This is a genomic window from Rhodococcus mengyinensis, from assembly GCF_048381435.1.
GTDB lineage: Bacteria > Actinomycetota > Actinomycetes > Mycobacteriales > Mycobacteriaceae > Rhodococcus_F > Rhodococcus_F opacus_D.
In genome coordinates this window covers 160,263-181,353 of sequence record NZ_JBLWIT010000121.1, presented here as the reverse complement: position 1 = coordinate 181,353, position 21,091 = coordinate 160,263, and the positions used below count along the sequence as shown (strand labels likewise).

At 67.3% G+C, this 21,091-nt stretch carries 21 protein-coding genes; 13 read left to right on the top strand and 8 right to left on the bottom strand.

The window, feature by feature from the left end; all coding sequences use genetic code 11:
* Positions 1-16: 16 nt before the first annotated feature.
* A complete protein-coding gene (locus ACNJ7E_RS27810; protein ID WP_418341487.1) occupies positions 17-1,375 on the bottom strand; it encodes a cytochrome P450 in 1,359 nt (452 codons plus the stop codon).
* Positions 1,376-1,461: 86 nt separating this feature from the next.
* Here ACNJ7E_RS27810 and ACNJ7E_RS27805 point away from each other — a divergent pair, with 86 nt between their 5' ends.
* Both ACNJ7E_RS27805 and ACNJ7E_RS27800 read left to right on the top strand, forming a co-directional pair.
* On the top strand, positions 1,462-2,079 hold the full coding sequence (locus tag ACNJ7E_RS27805; protein WP_418341486.1) for a TetR/AcrR family transcriptional regulator: 618 nt from the start codon (positions 1,462-1,464) through the stop codon (positions 2,077-2,079).
* Positions 2,080-2,128: 49 nt separating this feature from the next.
* The gene (locus ACNJ7E_RS27800; RefSeq protein ID WP_011597417.1) at positions 2,129-3,058 is read left to right on the top strand and encodes an alpha/beta fold hydrolase; all 930 of its coding nucleotides are present in this window, start codon (positions 2,129-2,131) and stop codon (positions 3,056-3,058) included.
* A 33-nt stretch (positions 3,059-3,091) separates the two neighbouring features.
* Here the strand turns inward: ACNJ7E_RS27800 and ACNJ7E_RS27795 are convergent, their stop codons facing one another.
* A complete protein-coding gene (locus tag ACNJ7E_RS27795) occupies positions 3,092-3,865 on the bottom strand; it encodes a VOC family protein (protein ID WP_317570005.1) in 774 nt (257 codons plus the stop codon).
* 104 nt (positions 3,866-3,969) lie between these two features.
* Between ACNJ7E_RS27795 and ACNJ7E_RS27790 the strand changes: the two genes are divergently transcribed.
* Complete coding sequence (locus ACNJ7E_RS27790; RefSeq protein WP_418341485.1) at positions 3,970-5,256, top strand: alpha-hydroxy-acid oxidizing protein; 1,287 nt, start codon at positions 3,970-3,972, stop codon at positions 5,254-5,256.
* 5 nt (positions 5,257-5,261) lie between these two features.
* Here ACNJ7E_RS27790 and ACNJ7E_RS27785 read toward each other — a convergent pair whose 3' ends face one another.
* On the bottom strand, positions 5,262-5,558 hold the full coding sequence (locus ACNJ7E_RS27785) for a response regulator transcription factor (protein WP_280780657.1): 297 nt from the start codon (positions 5,556-5,558) through the stop codon (positions 5,262-5,264).
* Between the two features lie 107 nt (positions 5,559-5,665).
* On the bottom strand, positions 5,666-6,772 hold the full coding sequence (locus ACNJ7E_RS27780; RefSeq protein WP_418341484.1) for a GmrSD restriction endonuclease domain-containing protein: 1,107 nt from the start codon (positions 6,770-6,772) through the stop codon (positions 5,666-5,668).
* A gap of 172 nt (positions 6,773-6,944) precedes the next feature.
* On the opposite strand from ACNJ7E_RS27780, the gene ACNJ7E_RS27775 reads away from it, so the two are divergent.
* The 4 genes from ACNJ7E_RS27775 (at position 6,945) to ACNJ7E_RS27760 (ending at position 11,121) form a co-directional block, all read left to right on the top strand.
* Positions 6,945-7,937 carry an alpha/beta hydrolase gene (locus ACNJ7E_RS27775; RefSeq protein ID WP_280780659.1) on the top strand — a complete coding sequence of 331 codons (993 nt, stop codon included), beginning with the start codon at positions 6,945-6,947 and terminating at the stop codon, positions 7,935-7,937.
* A complete protein-coding gene (gene arfB / locus ACNJ7E_RS27770; protein WP_164062823.1) occupies positions 7,934-8,395 on the top strand; it encodes an alternative ribosome rescue aminoacyl-tRNA hydrolase ArfB in 462 nt (153 codons plus the stop codon). The genes ACNJ7E_RS27775 and arfB overlap by 4 nt, the downstream gene beginning before the upstream one ends.
* Positions 8,396-8,990: 595 nt before the next feature.
* Positions 8,991-10,535, top strand: a complete 1,545-nt coding sequence (gene tnpB, locus ACNJ7E_RS27765) for an IS607 family element RNA-guided endonuclease TnpB (RefSeq protein WP_418341483.1) — start codon at positions 8,991-8,993, stop codon at positions 10,533-10,535.
* A gap of 103 nt (positions 10,536-10,638) precedes the next feature.
* Positions 10,639-11,121, top strand: a complete 483-nt coding sequence (locus ACNJ7E_RS27760; RefSeq protein ID WP_418341482.1) for a sigma factor-like helix-turn-helix DNA-binding protein — start codon at positions 10,639-10,641, stop codon at positions 11,119-11,121.
* A 6-nt stretch (positions 11,122-11,127) separates the two neighbouring features.
* On the opposite strand, the gene ACNJ7E_RS27755 is transcribed toward ACNJ7E_RS27760, so the two are convergent.
* Genes ACNJ7E_RS27755 through ACNJ7E_RS27740 form a run of 4 tightly spaced genes read right to left on the bottom strand, consistent with a single transcriptional unit; the run spans position 11,128 to position 13,047 of the window.
* Positions 11,128-11,478 carry a VOC family protein gene (locus ACNJ7E_RS27755; protein WP_280780662.1) on the bottom strand — a complete coding sequence of 117 codons (351 nt, stop codon included), beginning with the start codon at positions 11,476-11,478 and terminating at the stop codon, positions 11,128-11,130.
* 41 nt (positions 11,479-11,519) lie between these two features.
* The gene (locus ACNJ7E_RS27750; RefSeq protein ID WP_418341481.1) at positions 11,520-12,083 is read right to left on the bottom strand and encodes an SRPBCC family protein; all 564 of its coding nucleotides are present in this window, start codon (positions 12,081-12,083) and stop codon (positions 11,520-11,522) included.
* A complete protein-coding gene (locus ACNJ7E_RS27745) occupies positions 12,080-12,397 on the bottom strand; it encodes an ArsR/SmtB family transcription factor (protein ID WP_009478258.1) in 318 nt (105 codons plus the stop codon). Before ACNJ7E_RS27745 ends, ACNJ7E_RS27750 begins: the two co-directional genes overlap by 4 nt.
* 32 nt (positions 12,398-12,429) lie before the next feature.
* Positions 12,430-13,047: a TetR/AcrR family transcriptional regulator gene (locus ACNJ7E_RS27740; RefSeq protein WP_280780664.1), complete on the bottom strand. Its 618-nt coding sequence runs from the start codon at positions 13,045-13,047 to the stop codon at positions 12,430-12,432.
* Positions 13,048-13,172: 125 nt separating this feature from the next.
* Here ACNJ7E_RS27740 and ACNJ7E_RS27735 point away from each other — a divergent pair, with 125 nt between their 5' ends.
* The 6 genes from ACNJ7E_RS27735 (at position 13,173) to ACNJ7E_RS27710 (ending at position 21,069) form a co-directional block, all read left to right on the top strand.
* Positions 13,173-14,099, top strand: a complete 927-nt coding sequence (locus ACNJ7E_RS27735; RefSeq protein WP_418341480.1) for an AurF N-oxygenase family protein — start codon at positions 13,173-13,175, stop codon at positions 14,097-14,099.
* Complete coding sequence (locus ACNJ7E_RS27730; protein WP_418341479.1) at positions 14,096-15,907, top strand: DUF4873 domain-containing protein; 1,812 nt, start codon at positions 14,096-14,098, stop codon at positions 15,905-15,907. Before ACNJ7E_RS27735 ends, ACNJ7E_RS27730 begins: the two co-directional genes overlap by 4 nt.
* A gap of 51 nt (positions 15,908-15,958) precedes the next feature.
* Complete coding sequence (locus ACNJ7E_RS27725) at positions 15,959-17,101, top strand: XdhC family protein (protein ID WP_043781187.1); 1,143 nt, start codon at positions 15,959-15,961, stop codon at positions 17,099-17,101.
* Positions 17,102-17,177: 76 nt separating this feature from the next.
* Entirely contained in the window at positions 17,178-18,083 is a 906-nt protein-coding gene (locus ACNJ7E_RS27720; protein WP_418341478.1) for an FAD binding domain-containing protein, read from the top strand.
* A gap of 2 nt (positions 18,084-18,085) precedes the next feature.
* On the top strand, positions 18,086-18,670 hold the full coding sequence (locus ACNJ7E_RS27715) for a (2Fe-2S)-binding protein (RefSeq protein WP_105417316.1): 585 nt from the start codon (positions 18,086-18,088) through the stop codon (positions 18,668-18,670).
* Positions 18,667-21,069 carry an aerobic carbon-monoxide dehydrogenase large subunit gene (locus ACNJ7E_RS27710; RefSeq protein ID WP_418341477.1) on the top strand — a complete coding sequence of 801 codons (2,403 nt, stop codon included), beginning with the start codon at positions 18,667-18,669 and terminating at the stop codon, positions 21,067-21,069. The genes ACNJ7E_RS27715 and ACNJ7E_RS27710 overlap by 4 nt, the downstream gene beginning before the upstream one ends.
* The last annotated feature ends 22 nt before the right edge of the window (positions 21,070-21,091 follow it).

Below are 21,091 nucleotides of genomic sequence, written 5' to 3'. Positions count from 1 at the left end.
AATGTGGAGAGTCGGCTCAGCCGACACGGTGGTACAGGTCCACGGGCTGGCCGTCGGAGGGAAACGGCAGCGAGGTGTAGTTGAGCGGGGCGACGTAGCCGGGGCTCACCTGCCAGTCGAATCGCCGCAGCAGGTGGTGCATGACCGTCTTGATCTCGGCGCCCGCGAAGTGCATCCCCAGGCATTTGTGCACGCCGCCGCCGAACGGCTCCCACGCGAACCGGTGAACCTTGTCCTCGCGGCGTTCGGGTGCGAACCGTTCGGGGTCGAACCTCTCCGGATCGGGCCAGTACTCGGGCATGTGATGGGTGAAGTGCACGACCACCGACATGTACGTGCCCCGGGGGATGTAGTGGCCGAGCACCTCGGTGTCCTCGACCGCGCGGCGGGCGACCACCGGGACCGGCGGAACGAGGCGCAGGCATTCCTTCATGACGAGGTCGAGGTCGGTCAGTTCGTCGAGTTGACCGTAGGTCGGGGTGGACGTGCCCAGTGCCGCCGACTGCCGTCTGCACCGCTCCTGCCAGTCGGGGTGCTGACCGAGGTACTGCATCATCGTCGACAGCGTGATGGTGGACGTGTCGTGCGCCGCCATCAGCAGGAAGATCATGTGGTTGACGACGTCGTCGTCGCTGAACCGTTGCCCCTCTTCGGATTCGATGTGGCACAGCGCGGAGAACAGGTCGTCGCCGGCGCCCGCTCGCCGCGCGGGCAGGTAGCGGCGGAAGAACTCCTCGAGTCGTGCGCGCCCGTCGATGCCACGCTTCCATCGCGTTCCGGGCAGGGGATACCGGATCACCGACGTGGCGGCCTGCACGCTGTCGATGAACGCCTTGTTGATCTCGGCCATCTCCCGGGGCGTCGACCCCTCGGCGCCTCCCATGAAGATGCTCGTGGCGAGATCGAGTGTCAGCTCCTTCAGCGCGGGGTACGCGGCGAAGCCCGGGGTGGGCTGCCAGCCGTCGAGCCCCTTCTCGACGGCCGGATGGAGTGCCTCGGTATAGCGCGACAGTCGGTCGCGGGTGAAGGCCTGCTGCATGATTCGCCGGTGGGCGAGGTGTTCGTCGCCGTCGAGCAGCATCAGCCCGCGGTGGAAGAACGGCCCGATCAGCACGCTCCATCCGTCGCTGTTGACGAAGGCCCGGTCCTTGTTCTGCAGCACCGTCTGGCAGCCGTCCGGTCCGAGCACGGTGACCCACCGCTTGCCGGCCATGCTCAGCCACGACACGGGGCCGTAGCGATCCCAGCGACTCTGCAGCAGTCCCATCGGGTCGCGGAAGTAGTCCAGTGAGTGTCCGATGACGGGGAATCCGGCATTGCCCGAGATGGGTTGCAGGGTGCTTTGCGGTGGGGGAGCAGCGAGAACTTTGGGCATCGGCCCTCCTAGTGGCATATGTGACAGGACCCTCTGTCAGATGCCTGTAGTGTGCGTCACACCGGCGGGTCTGTCAACATCGAGTCATGAGTTCACCGGCGCGCCAGTACCGCGGTCGAAGTTCGGAGGAACGCGCCGCGGAGCGCCGCGCGCGACTACTCGAGGCGGGACTACAGGTGTTCGGCACCGTCGGCGGCGAGAAGGCGACCATGACCGCGATCTGCGCCGAGGCGAAACTGACGGAACGCTATTTCTACGAGAGCTTCCGCGACCGGGACGACCTGCTGGTGCAGGTGATCGAGGGCATTGCCGCGGAGATCGCGGAGGCGACGGGGGTCACTCTCCAGTCCGTGACCGGCGACCCCGAGGTGCGGGCGCGGGCGGCGATCGCGACGTTCGTCGACATCCTGACGGCGGACCCGCGGAAAGGGCGGGTGTCGATCATCGAATCGGCGGGCGCCGAACCGCTGCGGACGCGACGGCGTGAATTGTTGCGGGCGTTCGCCCTGCTGGTCGCGGAGGAATCGAAGGAACTCTACGGCGACCGGGCGTGGTCGTCGCCGCAGGACGAGATCACCGCGCTGCTGTTCGTGGGCGGGCTCGCGGAGCTCATGACGGCGTGGCTGAACGGCGAGATCGAGGTGTCTCCCGAGCAGATCGTCGATGCCGCGACCTACCAGTTCACGTCCACCGCACACCGCTGAGCGGGTCCCGGGCGGAAACGTGACGGGTGTCACGTGCGAAGCTGTGGGCATGGTGGATATCGCACGCCCGCAGTTGGAGGGCACGGTCGCGGTAGGCGAGGGGCGTCGGCTCGGCTTCGCGGAGTTCGGTTCGGCACAGGGCAGGGCGGTGTTCTGGCTGCACGGCACACCCGGTGCGCGGCGTCAGGTGCCGATGGAGGCCCGGGCGTTCGCCGAACGCGAGCACGTGCGGCTGATCGGGATCGACCGGCCGGGGGTCGGGTCGTCGACGCCGCACCGCTACGGCGCCGTGATCGACTTCGCCGAAGACCTGCGGACGGTCGCCGACACGCTGGGCGTCGACCAGATGGCCGTGGTCGGCCTGTCCGGTGGCGGGCCCTACACACTGGCCGCGGCGTACGCGATGCCCGACCGCGTGGTCGCGACCGGCATCCTCGGGGGTGTCGCGCCGACGAAGGGTCCCGACGCGATCCGCAGCGGGCTGATGGATCTCGCCGTCCTGGCGGCTCCGGTGCTGTCGGCGGGCGGTGTCCCCGTCGGGTTGGCGGCGAGTTCCGTGATCAGGCTGGCGAGACCGTTCGCGTCGCCGATCATCGACCTGTATGGGCGGCTGTCGCCGGAGGGGGACCGCCGTCTGCTCGCGCGGCCGGAGTTCAAGGCGATGTTCCTCGACGACCTGCTCAACGGCGGCCGTAAGCAGCTCAGTGCACCGTTCGCCGACCTCGTCCTGTTCGCGCGGGACTGGGGATTCCGGGTGAATGCGGTGAAGACCCCGGTGCGGTGGTGGCACGGCGACTGCGACCACATCATTCCGCTCCGGCACGGGCAGCACATGGTGTCGCTTCTTCCCGACGCCGAGTTCCACACGATGCACGGGGAAAGCCATCTCGGGGGTCTGGGCATGTCGGAGGAGATTCTCCGCTCGCTCCTCGACATCTGGGACGCCAAGGAGGCGCAGGCGCCGTTCGGCCCGGTGTGACGGTGGCGCGTTCTGCGCGCCACCGTCACCGGATCAGGACTGCAGCGTCGTGATCTGGAAGGTGGCGCCGAGCGGGTCGGCGACGGACGCGAGCCGCCCGAACGGGGTGTCCTCCGGTTCGCGCCGGACGCTGCCGCCCAGTTCGGTCACCTTCGCGACCGCCGCATCCGTGTCCTCGACGCCGATGTAGAACTGCCAGAACGAGGGGACGCCTTCGGGCAGGAACGAGTCGGCGTCCATGACTCCGGCCACGGTGTGGTCGCCGAGGTTCGCCTGCGAGTACCGGAATTCGTCTGTGTCGCCGAGGGTCCGGAAGGTCCAGCCGAAAACGTCCGCGTAGAACGGGAGCGCCGCCGCGTAGTTCCGCGACAGCGTTTCGTGCCAGACGGGCGCGCCGGGCTCGTCCACGAGACCGAATCCGTCGTGCTGATCGGCCTGCCACACGCCGATCACGGCGCCGGCCGGATCACCGAGGATGGCCATCGTGCCCTGGTCGCCCACGACCATTGCGGGCATCATCACCTGGCCGCCCGCCTCGGCGGCCTTCGCCGCGGTGGCCTCCGCGTCCTCGGACGCGATGTACGTGGTCCACACGTTGCCGTACGGGTTGCCCTGCTGTTGCGGGCCAAGGCCCGCAATGGGTTTGCCGTTCATGCTGAAGATGGAGTAACCGCCGTACTGCGGATCCTCGTTGGTGTCCGACCTCCACCCGAACAGTCCGGTGTAGAACGGAATGACCTGTCGTGGGTCGGAACTGGTGAGATCGATCCAGCAGGGAGCGCCGGTGAGGGACGGGCGGTCGGGCATCTCGGTCTCCTGGGATGTCTGGGGTTCGGTGTGGTGCCGGTCACAAACCTACGCGTCCCGGCGACCTGCCGTCGGTTCGTGCCGGCCTGTGGAAGACTCGGCGCATGTCTGCGAGCGAGAACCAGGACAGTCCGGGCCGGGCCCGCCAGAATCTGATCTACCGCGACGGCGTCCTCGGCCGCACACCCTCCGTTCCCACCGACTTCGACACGCTGGAGCGACGCGCGAAGAGGAAGATGAGCGCGAAGGGGTGGGCGTACGTCCACGGCGGCGCGGGGCTGGGTCGCACGATGCAGGCCAACCGCGATGCGTTCGACAAGTGGCAGATCGTTCCCCGGGTGTTGCGCGACGTCTCGAAGCGCGACATCGGGGTCGAGTTGTTCGGGCGCAGGATTCCGGCCCCGGTGCTGCTCGCCCCGGTGGGCGCGGCCGAACTGGCCAGGCCGGAGGCGGATGTGGCGATCGCGGCCGCGGCCGCCGAACTGGGTGTGCCGTACATCTTCTCCAACCAGGGCTGCGCACCGATGGAGGAGAGTGCGGCGGCGATGGGCGACGCACCCCGGTGGTTCCAGCTGTACTGGAGCACCGACGACGATCTCGTCGACAGCCTGCTCCAGCGTGCCGAGAACATTCGTGCGGACGCCGTCGTCGTCACCCTCGACACGACCATGCTCGGCTGGCGCCCGGAAGACCTCAACCTCGGCTCGCTGCCCTTCGCTCAGGGGCAGGGGATCGCGCAGTACACGTCCGATCAGGTGTTCCGCCGGATCGTGCACGAGCGGATCAAGGCCGCCGCAGGCAAGGCGGACGTCGAGGTGACGCTCGGCGCGATCCGGTCACTGGTGTCGATGACCCGGCGCTTCCCGGGCCGCTTTCTCGACAACCTGCGGTCGCCGGAACCGCGGGCCGCTGTGGAGACGTTCCTCGACATCTACTCCCGGCCGTCGCTGAGCTGGGCCGATATCGAGACCCTTCGCAGCAGGACGTCGCTGCCGATCCTCCTCAAGGGCGTGCTGCACCCGGACGACGCCAGGCGCGCGCTCGACGCCGGGGTGGACGGCATCGTGGTGTCGAATCACGGTGGGCGGCAGGTGGACGGCAGTGTGTCGTCGCTGGACGCGCTCGTGGACATCGCGCCCGTCGTCGACGGCAGGCTGACGCTGCTCCTCGACAGCGGAATCCGCACGGGAGCAGACGTCTTCAAGGCCCTGGCCCTCGGTGCGGACGCGGTGACGCTCGGCAGGCCCCACCTGTACGGCCTGGCCCTCGCAGGTCAGGCCGGTGCGCGGGACGCCACCGCCAACGTGATCGCCGAGTTCGACCTCACGATGGGTCTCAGTGGCCTGACGTCGGTGGCCGAGATCGACCGGGACGCCCTGCGCAGGGCGTAGGCACGTCAGAGCTCGGCGATCGTGATGATCCCGTCCTGAAGGGCCCGTACCAGCAGCGCCGTCTTGGTGGACGCATCACGTCCGACCAGCGCGTACTTCTCGCGGATGCGGGTCAGGTGCGTGTTGACCGTTCCGAGCGCGATGTGGAGGTCGGCGGCGACGGCGAGCTTGGAGTCGCCGCGCAACCAGTGGCGGAGAACCTCGATTTCGCGCGCCGACAACGCCGGCTTCGAATACGTGCGGGCGACTGCCGGCTCGTCCGTATGTGGGGGGTGCCCGAGTGCGTCGGGTGCAGTAGTCATGCCGATCTCATCTTTCTGACATGTACGAAAGCGCTACAGGTACCCGACGTCCCTGCAGGCAGTTCAGGTTAACTGGTGGCGGAGGTGCTTGTCGCGTCAGGCCCGGATCAGCTCTCACAGCCGACGCCGTCGCCGTCGCGATCGAGGTGGGTGCCGTAGCCCGGCTCGCCGATGTGGACCGGCGCGGCACCGGCCGCCTTGGCCGCCGAACAGTTCTTGTAGTAGACGTCGCTCGGCGGTGCCGTGTCGACGAACGGGACCGGTGCGGGTGCCGGAGCGGGAACGGGAACGGGAACGGGAGCGGGAGCGGGCGCAGGTGCTGCTTCCGGGACCGTGCTGGTAGTCGGAGCGGGCGCGACGGCAGGCGTCGCCGCCCCGCAGTCCTGGAGAACCCGGGCGATCGCATCGTGCTCGGCCTGGGTCACCCACAGCCCGTACGCGGCCTTCACCTCCACCTGATCGGCCACGTAGGTGCACCGATAGCTCTTGTTCGGGGGCAGCCAGGTTGCGGCGTCTCCGTCCGACTTCTGCTGGTTGGTGGGGCCGTCGACGGCTTTCAGGTTCCGCGGATCGTTCGCGAAGTTCGTCCTGGTCGCGGTGTCGAGCTGCTGCGCCCCCTTCTGCCAGGCGTCGGACAGCGCGACGACGTGATCGATCTGCACGGCATTCGACGTGCCCTCACCGCGAACGAAGGAGATGGTGTTGCCCGTGTACGGGTCGAGCAGCGTTCCGGTCTGTACCGCGCAGTCGCGGCTGCCCGGCTTGAACACGATCTGTTCGAGGTCGCGCCCGAGGATGTCGTTCCGCGTGTCGCACCCGTTGTGACCGCCGTCGACCGTGACGTCGTCGGTCCACGCCTGGCCGAAGAGATCCCGGTCGTAGCCGGTCTTCGGTGCGCGTCCCTTGACCTCGAGGCCGGCGAGTTGCTGCAACGCGGCGGTCGCGCCGGCGCCGCCGGCCGCGGCGGGTTCGACGGGTGAGAGGGCGAGCGCAGACGAAACCGGCACCGGTGGCGACGAACTCCACGCGGCACGCGCCGTCGTCGAATCGGCGACCGTGGGCGTCACGGACGCGGATACCGCTGTGGCCTGGGCCGATTGGTCGTCCTGTCCGGGGCTGAGGAACGAGACCGCGGCCACGACTACGACGATCCCGCCGGTGATCCAGGGCCACTTCTTACGAGTGGCAGGTGATGAGGGCGGGGGAAGCGTCATGCCGGTCCTTCAATGAACGTGGGGGGTCGAATGTTCATCGCGCGGAAAGGCTCTTCCGTTACTCGGTATCGCGGGAACTGTTAGCATGCCCGGGACCGGAATTCGTGCGGGTGGAGGGCGGTAGTCGGTCGTGACACGACAGATCTTTCGGGGGAAATTGCGAACAGCGGCCGTGACGGCCGTGACCGTGGTCTCTCTCTGCCTCGGCGGCACCGTCGCGGCGGCCGCCGACCCGATCGTCGACACCGGTCAGGCGCTCGGTTCCGCGGTGGCGCCGAACGGGTCGACGCTCGATCACGTCACCGTGATCGATTCGAGACACCTGACGTTGCACGTCTTCTCGGCGTCGATGCAGCGGGTCGTTCCGGTGTACGTGCAGCGCCCCGCCGACACGAGCGTGCCGAGGCCGACGCTGTACTTCCTCGACGGTCAGGTCCGTCGGGAGAAGACCGATGTCGAAGAGTTCCTGGCCGACCGGAACGTGAACGTCGTCAGCCCGTCCGGCGGCGAGAACGCGTATTGGACGGACTGGAAGAGCCCCGACCCGGTGATGGGGGTGAACAAGTGGAAGACCTTTATGACTCAGGAACTTCCGCCGGTCGTCGACGCTGCCCTCGGCACCAACGGAGTCAACGCGCTCGCCGGCATGTCACGGGTGGGTACTGCCGCTCTGCAGTTGGCGATTGCCGCTCCCGGCCTGTTCCGCGGTGTGGCCGCCTACAGCGGTTGCGCTCTGACCAGTGATCCGCTCGGTCAGCTCTTCATCAAGATCACCATGGACAACTACGGCTACGGCAACCCGGCCAACATGTACGGGAAGGCGGACGATCCGGCGTGGGCGGCGAACGATCCCTACGTTCACGCCGCCGAACTGCGCGGAACGGAACTGTTCCTCTCCAACGGCAACGGTCTGCCGGGGCGCCACGAGACCCTGGACGGCCCCGGGATCGACGGGAACGTCGCGACGCTCGCGCGTCAGATCTACGCGGGTGGTCCCATCGAAGCGGTGACCAACTACTGCACCCACCGATTTACGGATCGCCTGGGGGAACTGGGAATACCTGCAACCGCAAGTTTCCGTAACTCGGGCACACACTCGTGGGGATACTGGCAGGACGACCTGCACGATTCCTGGCCGGTGCTCGCTCGGGCGCTGGGAGTGTGAGCGAAGTTCCTCCGGTGTTTCCCGGCGGCGAGGTCACCGACGACCTCGAGATCACGCGGTCGCTCGTCGTTCCGGCCGCCGAGTTGCAGTGGCGGTTCTCCCGCGCCGGCGGTCCCGGCGGTCAGGGCGTCAACACCACGGACTCGCGGGTGGAGTTGCGAGTGAACCTGTGGACGTTGTCGACGCTGTCGCCGTCCCAGCTCGAACGCATGCAGGTTCAGCTGGGACACAGGCTCATTGACGGGGTGGTCACCGTGACGGCGTCCGAAACCCGTTCGCAGCTGCGCAATCGGCGCGCTGCCCGGGCCCGGATGGCGGCGTTGTTGCGCGCGGCGGTCCTCGCCGAAACCCGCACCCGGCGTCCGACCAAGGCGACCAAGGGTTCGCACCGACGAAGACTCGACGCCAAGAAACAACGCGGCCAGACCAAGAACCTGCGGAGGAAGCCGGACATGTAGGGGGTTGCGTACAGTCTGCGTGTTCTGAATGTTTGATGTCGTTTCGTGTTGTTTAGTGCAGTGATGTTGCGGGGTTGGGCGACCGGTGTGCAGTATCGGACCCCGTTGGTGTAGTTCCACGCGGCGGCACTGCCGGTCCAGGCTCACTGTTTGCTCTCGGAGACGATTGTGGTGGGGGTTCCGGCGGTCGGGACCCGGCGGTGGGTGCGTTGGTGCGTGTTGCCGGGTGTCGTCCTGTCAGTAGGCCGATCTGGAACGCCAGGCGGGGGTGTGGTGTGACCGAATATGGAACGCGGGGTCTGGGTGTGTCGAGGACGGTCACCGAGATCGGTTCCGACCACTACATTTCGCAGGCAAGTGGCTGATCCGATTGTGTCGTCGGCATCGGGACCGACTCGCCAGGTTCGGGTTCGGCCTCATCGAGGCTGTGTTGTCGGTGCCCTGTCGTACCGTGCTTGTGTTGACCGACGACGGGTGGTGATGATCTGGTGCGCGATATGACCGAGGTGAAGGCCTCGCTGTGTGCCCGCCGATGCGGGCGGCGTGGTTCACGCCGGAGTGCCGCAGCTGCGGTGACCGCTGCGGCGGATCTGTCGTGACGCCCACAGCTGTGCTCGCCGATCCCGGTGACCACGTTACGGCTCCGGGCGCGGCGCTCGACCAGGTTGCGGACTCTTCTCGGACGGTGATCCGTGCCTACGTTTTTGTCCTCGAGCCGACCCCGGAGCAGGCGTCGGTGTTGCGGTCGCACTGTGGGGCGCAGCGCTTCGCCTACAACTGGGCACTGTCGCAGGTCAAGGCGAACCTCGACCAACGGACTGCGGAACGGTCTTACGAGATCCCGGACGCGGAGTTGACGCCGCCGGTGTCCTGGTCGGCGTACGGCCTGCGCAAATACTGGAACACCGTGAAAGACGACGTCGCCGTCAACACCGACACCGGGCAGGTGTGGTGGCCGGAGAACTCGAAAGAGGCCTACAGTTCCGGACTCGCGAACTGCGCGGCCGCCCTATCGAACTGGTCCGACGCCCGATCCGGAAAACGCAAAGGTCCGATGGGATTCCCCCGCTTCAAGGGCAAACGGGCGGTGCTGTCGTGCCGGTTCACCACCGGCAGTTTCGGGTTGGTCACCGACAGCGGGGATCGACGCCACATCCAACTACCACGGATCGGCGTGGTCCGGTCTGCCGAATCGACCCGCAAATTGGCACGAAAGACGATCGCCGGGACGGCGCGGATTCGGTCGGCGACCCTCTCGTTTCGTCGGGGCCGGTGGCAGGTGTCGTTCTCGGTCGAAATCGCTCTCCCCGCGCGGGCACTGCCATCCGCCACCACCGGTACCTCCGCCGCGGTCGGCGATTGCGGTGTGGTGGTCGGAGTCGATGTGGGGGTCAAACACCTCGCAGTCCTCTCGAACGGGGAGATGATCGAGAATCCGACGCACGCACGCAGGCATGCGAAACAACTTCGTAGCCTCGGGCGCCGTGCGTCCCGCCGTGTCGGCCCGGATCGTCGCACCGGTCAACAACCCTCCCGGCACTGGCTGCGCACCCAGGAACAGATCCGGGCGGTGCGCATCCGCATCGCGAACAGTCGCCGCGATCACCTGCACAAACTCACCACCCGACTGGTGCGGGACTTCGATACCGTCGTCGTCGAAGACCTCAACGTCGCGGGAATGACCCGTTCCGGTGGCGCCTACAAGCGGGGGTTGAACCGGGCTCTGCAGGATGCGGCGTTCGCCGAGATCCGGCGACAACTGACCTATAAGTGCGAGTGGGCTGGCACCGGTCTGCAGGTGGCGGACCGTTGGTATCCGTCGAGTAAGACCTGCTCGAACTGTCAGGTAGTGAAAGCCAAACTACCCCTGAAGGTTCGGGTGTTCACCTGCGATGCGTGCGGATTCCGCGCTGATCGTGATCACAATGCTGCTCTCAACCTCGCTGCCCTCGCAGCGGTTGACGGTGGTGCGTCTTCGGCGAGTTGCGGACGAGACGTAAAAGACGCCCGACAGAAACCAACCATAAGACCCGCCGCTCGGTGGGCTGACGGTATTGCTGCGGGAACACCACTGAGTGGTGAACGTGACCGGGGTAACCCGGACACTCATGCAGAATGCACTAAACAACACTCAGCATGAACGGAATCTCCCGGATGTGTTGACCCCTGGTGTGCCGGAAGATGAGTACGGAAGCGCCGTGACGGATGACCGGAGACGGCGAGGTCGGGGGATCGAGGGTCATATGAGTGTGCTTGACGAGGAATTACATTCGGCAGCGACGGCCGCCGCGGCGGGGGATCGCGAGGCTGTCGAGCGGGTGATGACGACGCTGTGGCCGCAGGTGGTGCGCTATTGCCGTACCCGCGTGGGGAATTCCACGCAGGTCACGCGGCCGGCGGACGAGGTGGCGCACGAAGCGCTGCTCGCAGTGGCGCGCGAACTTCCGGCTCTCGCTCGCAGTGATCATCCGGTCCGCGAGGTGTATCGCGTCGTGAGCCGGACCGTCGCGGACGCCCACGGCAGCGCGGTCGGAAGTCCGGACATTCCGGCGGAAGTGGCCGTGCTGCTACGCCATCTCGACGCCACCGCCCGGGAGATCGTCCTGCTGCGGGTCATCGACGGGCTGTCCGTGCACGACACCGCGGGCCTGCTCGGGCTCCCGGTGGGCCGGGTCCTCGTCGTGCAGCACGAGACGCTGCGGACCCTGTGGGCGAAGGTGGCCTGATCGGCGTCAGCGCCGGCTGGACAGGACGCAGAACTCGTTGCCCTCGGGATCGGCGAGCACCACCCAACTCTGCTCGCCCTGACCGACATCCGCGTGCCGGGCGCCGAGCCCGAGAAGCCGCGCGACCTCGGCCTGCTGATCGTCGGGCTGGAAGTCGAGATGCAGGCGGTTCGGTATCTGCTTCCGGTCCGGAACCGCCACGAACAGGATCTCCGGGTGGCTGTCGGCCCGGGGCCGGATGTGGACGTCGCCGTCGGAGTCGGTCACGGCGCCCCAGCCCAGGGCCTCGGCCCACCAGCGTCCCAGGGCTGTCGGATCGAGAGCGTTGACCACCACGGCTTCCCATTGCAGTCCCATGCGTCAACGGTACGGGGAGCGGCGGACGCCCGTCTCCGATTTCACTGCAGCGTCGGATCGATCGGTTCGACGCCGAAGCGTTCGGAGTACTGCTCGTTGAGTTCGCGCCAGCCGTAGTTCATCGCCTCGGCGCCGACGATCGGTCCGATCGGATTGCCGCCGAGTAGGGCCTCGGCGACGTCCAGACACATGTGCCACCCGGCGGCCGTCATCGCCGCGGTTCGCTGGTCGTCGACAGTGTGGCGCAGGGTCAGTCGGGTGAAGGCGTCGGTTTCCTCGATCGTCCAGAGCAGGACGTCGTCACCCCAGGCGTGTTCGAGGGCGTGAGGTGAGTCGGCCCGGGTCACGGTGCCGTCGAGTTCGGTGCGGTTCTGCCCGTCGACCATGATCAGGGTCGCGGGACCGACTGTTCCGAGGTTCCGGTCCGCGGTGTACGGCGCCCACTGTGGAAGTTCGCCGGGGTCCGTGAGCGCGGTCCACAGCGCCGCCGGCGAGTGGGTGAAGTCGCGAACGAAGGTCAGAGCCCATCGGGTGCCGTCGGGTCGTGCTTCGACGTGCCGCAGTGGGCCGGGGCGGTAGTCGCGGCGTGCGTCTGATTCGGTCATGACGGGGTCTCCTTCGATTCGAGGTGCCGCTCGAGCGCATCGAGGTGATTCGCCCACAGCCGGCGGTAGGGCTGCAGCCACGCGTCGAACTCGTCGAACGGTTCGCGGTGCAGGCTGTAGATGCGTTGCTGGGCCGCGGTGCGGCAGGTGACGAATCCGGCCTGCCGCAACACCCGCAGGTGTTTGGACACGGTCGGCTGGGGCAGGGCGAGTTGGTCGACGAGTTCGCCGACGCTGGCGTGGCCGGCCCGCAGCCGTTCGAGGATTCTGCGGCGCTGTGGTTCGGCGACCACGGTGAACACGTCCGGTGCCATGACCCGAGTATGCGCCTACGCGTATATACGCGTCAAGGAATATGAATGTCCGGTTGCGGCATGAACGCGATCGCCAGAAGGGACCGGACGAACTCTCGCAGAGCCCGCTCGTCGGACGTGTCCACGATCCCCTCCGTGATGATGAGCGAGCCGATGATGCGGAACGCCCACTCGGAGATGGCGGTGGGGCTCACTCCCGACAGTTGCTCGGGAGCGAAAAGGCGCTCGAAGTGGGGGGTCAGAAGTTGCGCCCCGAGTTCGATCATCGGCTTCGCCTTGATCGTGAACCAGGGGAGCACCACGTCGGGGTCGTCGCGCAATCCCTTCTGTAGCAACCGGTGTCCGCGTGCGTACTGGACCGCGAACACGACGGCGTCGACGAATCGCACCTGGAGTTGGCTCTGCCGTCCCCGCAGCACCGGGTCGAGCACGACGAAGAACCGCGAGATCTCCCGCTGGAAGAGGGCCTCGAGGATGGCGGACTGATCGCCGACGTGTTTGTAGAGCGTGGGCCGGGACAGTCCCGCTCGCTCGGCGATGACCGCGTGAAGCCGGGTGCTGTAACCGAGTTCGATCAGGCATTCCTCGGCCGCGTCGAGGATCCGTTCCCGGAGTTCGCCGGGCGTCGGTGTCGTCGGCTGCGTCCTCACGGCCCTGATTGTGCTGTTCGGGTGGGGTGGGCGCAAACAGAAGCGGCAAATGTGAACTCGGGTCACAGATAACCATTGACCTGCGTCACACCCGGGTTTACGTTTTACCTATAAACGGCAACGAGATGGAATCGCGCTCGACGAAGGGATCAGCGATGTCTCAGCGTTCACACACGATCGGTCAGGAGGAAGTCGCCGGCCGGCTCCTCGCAGGCTCCGTCAAGCGTTCGTACGCCCCCGTGGTCGATATCGACTGGGACGCGCCCCTCGAGGACGGCAGGTACTTCCTGCCGCCGCAGGTCCTGTCCCTGTGGGGAACCGAGATGTGGGACCGGATGAGCGAGGCGCAGCGCATCGAGCTGTCCCGGCAGGAATCGGCGAACATTCTCAGTGTCGGAATCTGGTTCGAGAACATCCTCAACCAGGCGCTCCTGCGCGCGCTGCTGCACACCGACCCGAGCTCGCTGCACACCCGGTACATGCTCACCGAGATGGGCGACGAGTGCAGGCACATGACGATGTTCGGGCGTGCCATCGAGCAGATGGGCGCCAAGCCCTTCCAGCTCCGGTGGTATCAGGCAGTCGTGGTCAACGTGCTGCCCAAGACATTTCGCGGGACTATGCTGTGGGTGGCCGCGCTGATCGGTGAGGAGATCTTCGATGCCACGCAGCGGCGCGTCCTCGAGGACCCGCAGTTGCAGCCGATGATTTCCCGGCTGATGCGGATCCACGTCACCGAGGAGTCCCGGCACATCCGATTCGCGCGCGAGGGGGTGCGTCGCCGCGTCGCGGAAGGCCACCGGATCGACCGGCTGTGGGTCGGAACGCTGCAGGGGATCGGCGGCCCGCTGTTCCAGCGGCTGTTCACCAACCCGGCCATGTACGAGCGGGCCGGGCTGGATCCGAAGGAAGCGCGTCGAGAGGCGCTGGCAAATCCGAACTTTCGCGAGAATCAACGACGGGGGTTCGAGTCGCTGGCCGCGTTCCTCGAGGAGAACGGCCTGATGCGAGCGACGTCCCGCGCGCTGTGGCGGCGCGGGGGATTCCTGTGACCCCCGGGGTCGCCGAGCCGGACGTCCTCGTCGTTGGCACCGGATTCGCCGGATTGTGTATGGCGATCAAACTGAAGGAGGCGGGGGAGGAGAACTTCGTCGTCCTCGAGAAAGCCGATCGGGTGGGTGGAACGTGGCGGGAGAACACGTATCCCGGGTGCGGCTGCGACGTGATGTCGCTGATGTACTCGTTCTCCTTCGCGCCCAACCGGAAATGGACGCGGATGTACGCCCGGCAACCCGAGATTCTCGACTACATCGAACGGGTGGTCCGCGACTACGATCTGGCACCACACATCCGGTTCGGCTCCGAGGTGATCTCCTACGAGTTCGACGAGACCACCGACCGGTGGCGGGTGGAGACCCGGTCGGGTTCCGTCTATCACCCCCGTATCGTCGTCGCCGGCCCTGGACCGCTGCACAAACCCAGCGTCCCGGATTTTTCCGGCCGGAAGTCGTTCTCGGGTGCGGCATTCCATTCCGCCGAGTGGGATCACTCGGTCGACATGAGCGGTAAGCGGGTGGCGGTGATCGGCACCGGAGCGAGTGCCGTGCAGTTCGTCCCGGAGATCGCGAGGACGGCCGCGCACGTCGACGTCTTCCAGCGGACGCCGCACTGGATCCTGCCGAAGCTGGACCGTCCGATCACCGCCGGGGAGAAGGCGGTGTTCAAGGCTGTTCCCGGAGTCCAGAAGGCTTACCGCGGTGCGATCTACTGGAGTCACGAATCGCTGATCGCCGGGTTCCTGCACCCGCGACTGATGACGGTGCTGGAGTCGGCCGCCCGGGGTCTGCTGCGCAGGCAGGTGCGTGATCCCGAACTGCGTGCCACACTGACCCCCGACTACATCATCGGCTGCAAGCGGATTCTGGTGTCCAGCAATTTCTACCCGGCCCTGCAACGCGGGAACGTCGATCTGGTCACTTCGGGTATCTCGGAGGTCACCGAACGCGGGATCCGCACCGAAGACGGAACGATGCACGAGGCGGACGTCATCGTCTACGGCACGGGATTCGCGGTCGGTGACCGATTCGAGAACGAGCACATCGTGGGACGCCGCGGCCTGACGATCCAGCGGGCCTGGCGCGACGGCATGGAGGCGTACCTGGGCGTCGCGGTCGCGGGGTTCCCGAACTTCTTCCTCATGATGGGGCCGAATTCCGGTGGCGGCAACCAGTCGATCGTCTTCGTCATCGAGGCCCAGGCGCACTACATCACCCGATGCCTGGCGCTGATGAAGAAGCGCGACGCGACCCGGATCGAGGTGCGCGCGGGCGCGCAGCGCGAATTCAACCGGGTGGTCCACCGCAAACTCGCGGGCTCGGTGTGGAATTCGGGTGGTTGCGACAGCTGGTACCTCGATTCCACCGGCCACAATCGGGCGGCGTGGCCCGGGTCGAGCGCATCCTACTGGCGGCACACGCGCACCCCCGACGACCGGCACTTCGAGCTGAGTTCGCTCGCCGAGCGCGAGGACGACACCGAGTACCGCGGGCCCGGCGTGCTCACGTCCGGCGACCTGACCGTGGCCGTCGAGGTCTTCCTGAACGGTCACATCGAACCACTGGACGGCCTCTACCACTGGTACGGCCGCGTCGTCGGCGACGGCGTCGACGCGGCGAAAGGGCGCAACCGCACCCCGTTGTTCCTCACCATCGGGGACGGTCCGGAAGTGCCCGCGGCGCTCGCCGAGCGCGACCCGTGGGGCCACTTCCGGATCGCCGGGGTGGGCACGCCCCCGTTCCCGCTGGCGCCGGTCGAAGTCGAGGTTCCGATCTCCCGGGCCAAACTCGCCTCGGCGGAATAAGCTTGTTGCTGAGCGTGTATCACACGTCGGACTCGAGCGGGAAGGGTGCTGATGCGCGACGTGCTGGCGGACCTGATGGCGGTGTGGACCGCGGGCGGAACGGCGGGTGTCGGGACGGTGGTCCGCACGTTCCGCTCCGCGCCGCGACCGCCGGGGGCGTCGATGGTCGTGGCGCCCGACGGCAGCGCGTCCGGTTCGGTGTCCGGCGGGTGCGTCGAGGGGGCGGTCTACGAACTCGCATCCGAGGTCACGGCATCCGGCACGCCGGTGCTGCAGCGGTACGGGATCAGCGACGAGAACGCGTTCGAGGTGGGTCTCACCTGCGGTGGAATCATCGACATCTTCGTCGAGCCCGTGTCGCGGGACAATTTTCCGGAGCTCGGCGAGATCACCCGGGACATCGACAATCACCTGCCGGTCGCGGTCGCGACCGTCGTGGCGCATCCCGATGCGGCTCGGGTGGGGCGCCGGCTGGTCGTCCGGCCCGAGAGCGTGAGCGGTTCGCTCGGCTCGGACCGGGCCGATTCCGCGGTCACCGACGACGCCCGGGGCCTCCTCGCGGCGGGCGGCAGCACCGTCCTGACGTACGGCACCGACGGCCAGCGTCGCGGCGAGGGCATGGAGGTGTTCGTCGCCAGTTACGCGCCGAGGCCGCGCATGCTCGTGTTCGGGGCCATCGACTTCGCCGCCGCGGTGGCCCGGCAGGGCGCCTTCATGGGATATCGGGTGACGGTCTGCGACGCCCGTCCGGTGTTCGCGACCCACGCGCGGTTCCCGACGGCCGACGAGGTGGTGGTGGACTGGCCGCACCGGTATCTCGCTGCGCAGGCCGAGGCCCAGGCCATCGACGGCCGGACCGTGATCTGCGTACTCACCCACGACCCCAAGTTCGACGTCCCTCTCCTCGAGACGGCGCTGCGCCTCCCGGACGTCGCGTTCATCGGCGCCATGGGCTCCCGCAGAACGGACCTGGACCGGCGTGAACGCCTACGCGAGGCCGGTCTGACCGACACCGAACTCGACCGGCTGTCGAGCCCCATCGGCCTGGACATCGGCGCCCGGACACCCGAGGAGACTGCGGTGTCCATCGCCGCCGAGATCATCGCCCGCCGGTGGGGTGGCACGGGGCGCCCGCTGGCGGAGTCGAGCGGCCGGATTCACCACGAGGAACCCGTCGATTCCTTCGTCGACTAGGGCGGTTCACCCGGGGTTGACGGACCACCGGTTCTTGCGCAGGCTGAAAGGATCAATGTTTGTGAGGTAGGTCACAATGCAAGTACCAGGATCCTTCGAATACGAGCGTGCAACGGGCGTCGAGGACGCCATCGCCCTGCTCGACCGGCTGGGCGACGAAGCCCGCCTCGTCGCAGGCGGCCACAGCCTGCTCCCCATGATGAAACTTCGCCTCGCCAATCCCGAGTACCTCATCGACATCAACGACCTCGAGGGCGAACTCGGCTACATCACGACCGAGCGGTCGAGGCTGCGGATCGGTGCGATGACACGGCACCGCCGGCTGCTCGAATCGGACGAACTCGCGGTGGCGTTCCCCCTCTTCCGCGACGCGGAGAAGGTGATCGCCGACCCGGTGGTCCGCAACCGCGGGACAATCGGCGGATCGCTGTGCCAGGCGGATCCGGCCGAGGACCTCACCACTGTCTGCTCTGTTCTCGACGCCACCTGCGTGGTGCGCGGGCCCGGCGGACGCCGCGAGATCCCCATGTCCGAGTTCCTCGTCGGGCCGTACGAGACGGCGCTCGCACACAACGAGATGCTCATCGAGATCGTGATACCCGTCCACGGCCACAGCTCCAGCGCGTACGCCAAGGTCGAACGGCGGACCGGGGATTGGGCGGTCACCGCGGCCGGAGCGGCCGTCACGGTGGAGGGCGGCGAGATCGCCCGGGCAGCGGTCGGCCTCACGGCAGTCAACCCGGATCCGTCCGGACTTTCGGATGTCGCCGACTACCTGACCGGACGTCCCCCGTCCGAGGAGGCGTTCGCCCAGGCCGGGCGGATGGCCGCGCAGGCCTGCAAACCCGTCGCCGACGCCCGCGGCACCGTCGACTACAAACGCCATCTCGCATCCGAACTCACGATCCGCACACTCCGTACAGCGGTCGACCGGGTGCTCCGCAGCGACGTGGAGCACGAGCCGACCGGAGAAGAGGCATAGCCATGCAGGTGAACATGACCGTCAACGGTGAAGCAGTGAGCGCCGAGGTGGAACCGCGCATGCTGCTGGTCCATTTCCTCCGCGACCAGCTCGGCCTGACCGGAACCCACTGGGGCTGCGACACCAGCAACTGCGGCACGTGCGTCGTCACCGTGGACGGTGATCCGGTGAAGTCGTGCACGATGCTCGCCGCGATGGCGAGCGGACACGACGTTCGCACGGTCGAGGGCCTCGAACACGACGGCGAACTCGATCCCGTCCAGCAGGGCTTCATGCAGTGCCACGGACTGCAGTGCGGGTTCTGCACCCCCGGCATGATGATGACGGCGCGGGCACTGCTCGACCGGGAGGAGAGCCCCGACGAGGCCACCATCCGGGAAGCGATCTCCGGGCAGATCTGCCGCTGCACCGGGTACACCACGATCGTGCGCTCGATCCAGTGGGCTGCCGACCATCGGGCGGGCGAGGCCGCCGAGCCGGAACCGGCAGGCGACTTCGACGCGGACGTGCAGGAGGACAAGACGCGGGGCGCCGAGGGCGCACCGATGACAGTCGAGGAACACGCGACGACTGGAAGTGCATCATGACCACCGTCGAATCCCGCCCGCCGTCTGGCGGCGCGGATATCGTCGACAACGACAAGAAACCCTGCGGCCACGGCCGCATGCTGCGCAAGGAGGACCCCCGCTTCATCCGGGGGCTCGGAAATTACGTCGACGACATCACTCTCCCCGGCATGCTGCACCTGGCGATCCTGCGGTCGCCGGTCGCGCACGCGCGGATCGTGAACATCGATACCACTGCCGCACAGGAACACCCGAAGGTGACGGCAGTGGTGACGGGTGCCGACCTCGCCGCGAAGAACCTCGCCTGGATGCCGACGTTGTCCAACGACGTGCAGGCCGTGCTGGCCACCGACAAGGTGCGATTCCAGGGCCAGGAGGTGGCGTTCGTCATCGCCGAGGACCGCTATTCGGCCCGGGACGCGCTGGAACTGATCGACGTCGAATACGACATGCTCGATCCCGTCGTCGACGCGCGCGCCGCGCTCTCGCCCGACGCGCCGGTGATCCGCGACGACCTCGAGGGCAAGACGGACAATCACTGCTTCGACTGGGAGACAGGCGATGCCGCCGCGACCGAGGCGGTGTTCGCGAAGGCGGACGTGGTGGTGAAGCAGGAGATCGTCTACCCCAGGGTGCATCCGGCTCCGATGGAGACGTGCGGTGCGATCGCCGACATCGACAAGGTGTCCGGCAAGCTCACCCTGTACACCACGTCGCAGGCCCCGCACGCGCACCGGACGGTCTACGCCTTGGTCTCGGGGATCCCGGAGCACAAGATCCGGGTGGTGTCCCCGGACATCGGCGGCGGATTCGGCAACAAGGTCCCGATCTACCCGGGATACGTGTGCGCGATCGTGGCGTCGCTCGTGACGGGCAAACCGGTGAAGTGGATGGAGGATCGCAGCGAGAACCTGATGAGCACGGGCTTCGCCCGCGACTACATCATGGTCGGCGAGATCGCGGCGACCAGCGAGGGCAAGATCCTCGCGATCCGCACGAAGGTACTAGCCGATCACGGTGCGTTCAACGGCACGGCGGCCCCGGTGAAGTATCCGGCCGGTTTCTTCGGCGTCTTCACCGGCAGCTACGACATCGAGGCTGCGCACTGCGCGATGACGGCGGTCTACACGAACAAGGCGCCCGGCGGGGTGGCGTACGCCTGCTCGTTCCGCATCACCGAGGCCGTGTATCTGGTCGAGCGGCTCGTCGACTGCCTGGCGTTCGACCTGAAGATGGATCCGGCGGAGCTGCGGCTGAAGAATCTGCTCAGGCCGGAACAGTTCCCGTACACCAGCAAGACCGGGTGGGTGTACGACTCGGGTGACTACGAGACCACCATGCGCAAGGCCATGGACATGATCGGCTACCAGCAGTTGCGGGAGGAGCAGAAGGAACGCCGCGAACGCGGCGAGCTGATGGGAATCGGCATGTCGTTCTTCACCGAAGCCGTCGGTGCCGGCCCCCGGAAGGACATGGACATCCTCGGCCTGGGCATGGCCGACGGCTGCGAACTGCGCGTCCACCCGACGGGCAAGGCCGTCGTGCGGTTGTCGGTGCAGACCCAGGGGCAGGGTCACGAGACGACGTTCGCACAGATCGTGGCGGAGGAACTGGGGATCCCACCGGACGACATCGACGTCGTGCACGGAGACACCGACAACACGCCGTTCGGGCTCGGCACGTACGGCAGCCGGTCGACACCGGTCTCGGGGGCGGCCGCGGCGCTGGTGGCCCGCAAGGTGCGGGACAAGGCGAAGATCATCGCCTCGGGCATGCTCGAGGCCTCGGTCGCGGATCTGGAATGGGAGAAGGGCGAATTCCATGTGAAGGGCGATCCCTCGGCGAAGGTGACCATCCAGGACATCGCGATGCGGGCGCACGGCGCCGGCGACCTGCCGGAGGGAATCGAAGGCGGACTCGACGCGCAGATCTGTTACAACCCCGAGAATCTGACGTACCCCTACGGCGCGTACTTCTGCGTCGTCGACGTCGATCCCGGCACCGCGGTGGTGAAGGTGCGGCGGTTCCTCGCCGTCGACGACTGCGGCACGCGCATCAACCCGATGATCATCGAGGGGCAGGTCCACGGCGGCATCGTCGACGGCATCGGTATGGCGCTCATGCAGATCATCGAGTTCGACGAGGACGGCAACTGTCTCGGCGGATCACTGATGGACTACCTGATCCCCACCGCGCTCGAGGTCCCGAAGCTCGAGACCGGTTTCACCGTGACCCCGTCGCCGCATCACCCGATCGGCGCGAAGGGCATCGGCGAGTCCGCGACGGTCGGATCGCCCGCGGCCGTGGTGAACGCGGTCGTGGATGCGCTCGCCCCGTTCGGTGTCCGGCACGCCGACATGCCGCTCACCCCGTCCCGGGTGTGGGAGGCCATGCAGGGCCGCGCGACGCCCCCGGTCTGAATGTCGCCCGTCGGCTGCGAGG

Excerpts from the sequence above, each read along its gene's own strand:
- ACNJ7E_RS27780 (WP_418341484.1), bottom strand. The coding sequence starts at position 6,772 with ATGACGCTTCCCCCGCCCTCATCACCTGCCACTCGTAAGAAGTGGCCC.
- ACNJ7E_RS27720 (WP_418341478.1), top strand. The coding sequence starts at position 17,178 with ATGCAAGTACCAGGATCCTTCGAATACGAGCGTGCAACGGGCGTCGAG.
- ACNJ7E_RS27800 (WP_011597417.1), top strand. The coding sequence starts at position 2,129 with ATGGTGGATATCGCACGCCCGCAGTTGGAGGGCACGGTCGCGGTAGGC.
- ACNJ7E_RS27795 (WP_317570005.1), bottom strand. The coding sequence starts at position 3,865 with ATGCCCGACCGCCCGTCCCTCACCGGCGCTCCCTGCTGGATCGATCTC.
- ACNJ7E_RS27805 (WP_418341486.1), top strand. The coding sequence starts at position 1,462 with ATGAGTTCACCGGCGCGCCAGTACCGCGGTCGAAGTTCGGAGGAACGC.
- ACNJ7E_RS27750 (WP_418341481.1), bottom strand. The coding sequence starts at position 12,083 with ATGACCGAATCAGACGCACGCCGCGACTACCGCCCCGGCCCACTGCGG.
- ACNJ7E_RS27785 (WP_280780657.1), bottom strand. The coding sequence starts at position 5,558 with ATGACTACTGCACCCGACGCACTCGGGCACCCCCCACATACGGACGAG.
- ACNJ7E_RS27710 (WP_418341477.1), top strand. The coding sequence starts at position 18,667 with ATGACCACCGTCGAATCCCGCCCGCCGTCTGGCGGCGCGGATATCGTC.
- ACNJ7E_RS27810 (WP_418341487.1), bottom strand. The coding sequence starts at position 1,375 with ATGCCCAAAGTTCTCGCTGCTCCCCCACCGCAAAGCACCCTGCAACCC.
- ACNJ7E_RS27735 (WP_418341480.1), top strand. The coding sequence starts at position 13,173 with ATGGAATCGCGCTCGACGAAGGGATCAGCGATGTCTCAGCGTTCACAC.
- ACNJ7E_RS27760 (WP_418341482.1), top strand. The coding sequence starts at position 10,639 with ATGAGTGTGCTTGACGAGGAATTACATTCGGCAGCGACGGCCGCCGCG.
- ACNJ7E_RS27755 (WP_280780662.1), bottom strand. The coding sequence starts at position 11,478 with ATGGGACTGCAATGGGAAGCCGTGGTGGTCAACGCTCTCGATCCGACA.
- ACNJ7E_RS27715 (WP_105417316.1), top strand. The coding sequence starts at position 18,086 with ATGCAGGTGAACATGACCGTCAACGGTGAAGCAGTGAGCGCCGAGGTG.
- ACNJ7E_RS27790 (WP_418341485.1), top strand. The coding sequence starts at position 3,970 with ATGTCTGCGAGCGAGAACCAGGACAGTCCGGGCCGGGCCCGCCAGAAT.
- ACNJ7E_RS27725 (WP_043781187.1), top strand. The coding sequence starts at position 15,959 with ATGCGCGACGTGCTGGCGGACCTGATGGCGGTGTGGACCGCGGGCGGA.
- ACNJ7E_RS27745 (WP_009478258.1), bottom strand. The coding sequence starts at position 12,397 with ATGGCACCGGACGTGTTCACCGTGGTCGCCGAACCACAGCGCCGCAGA.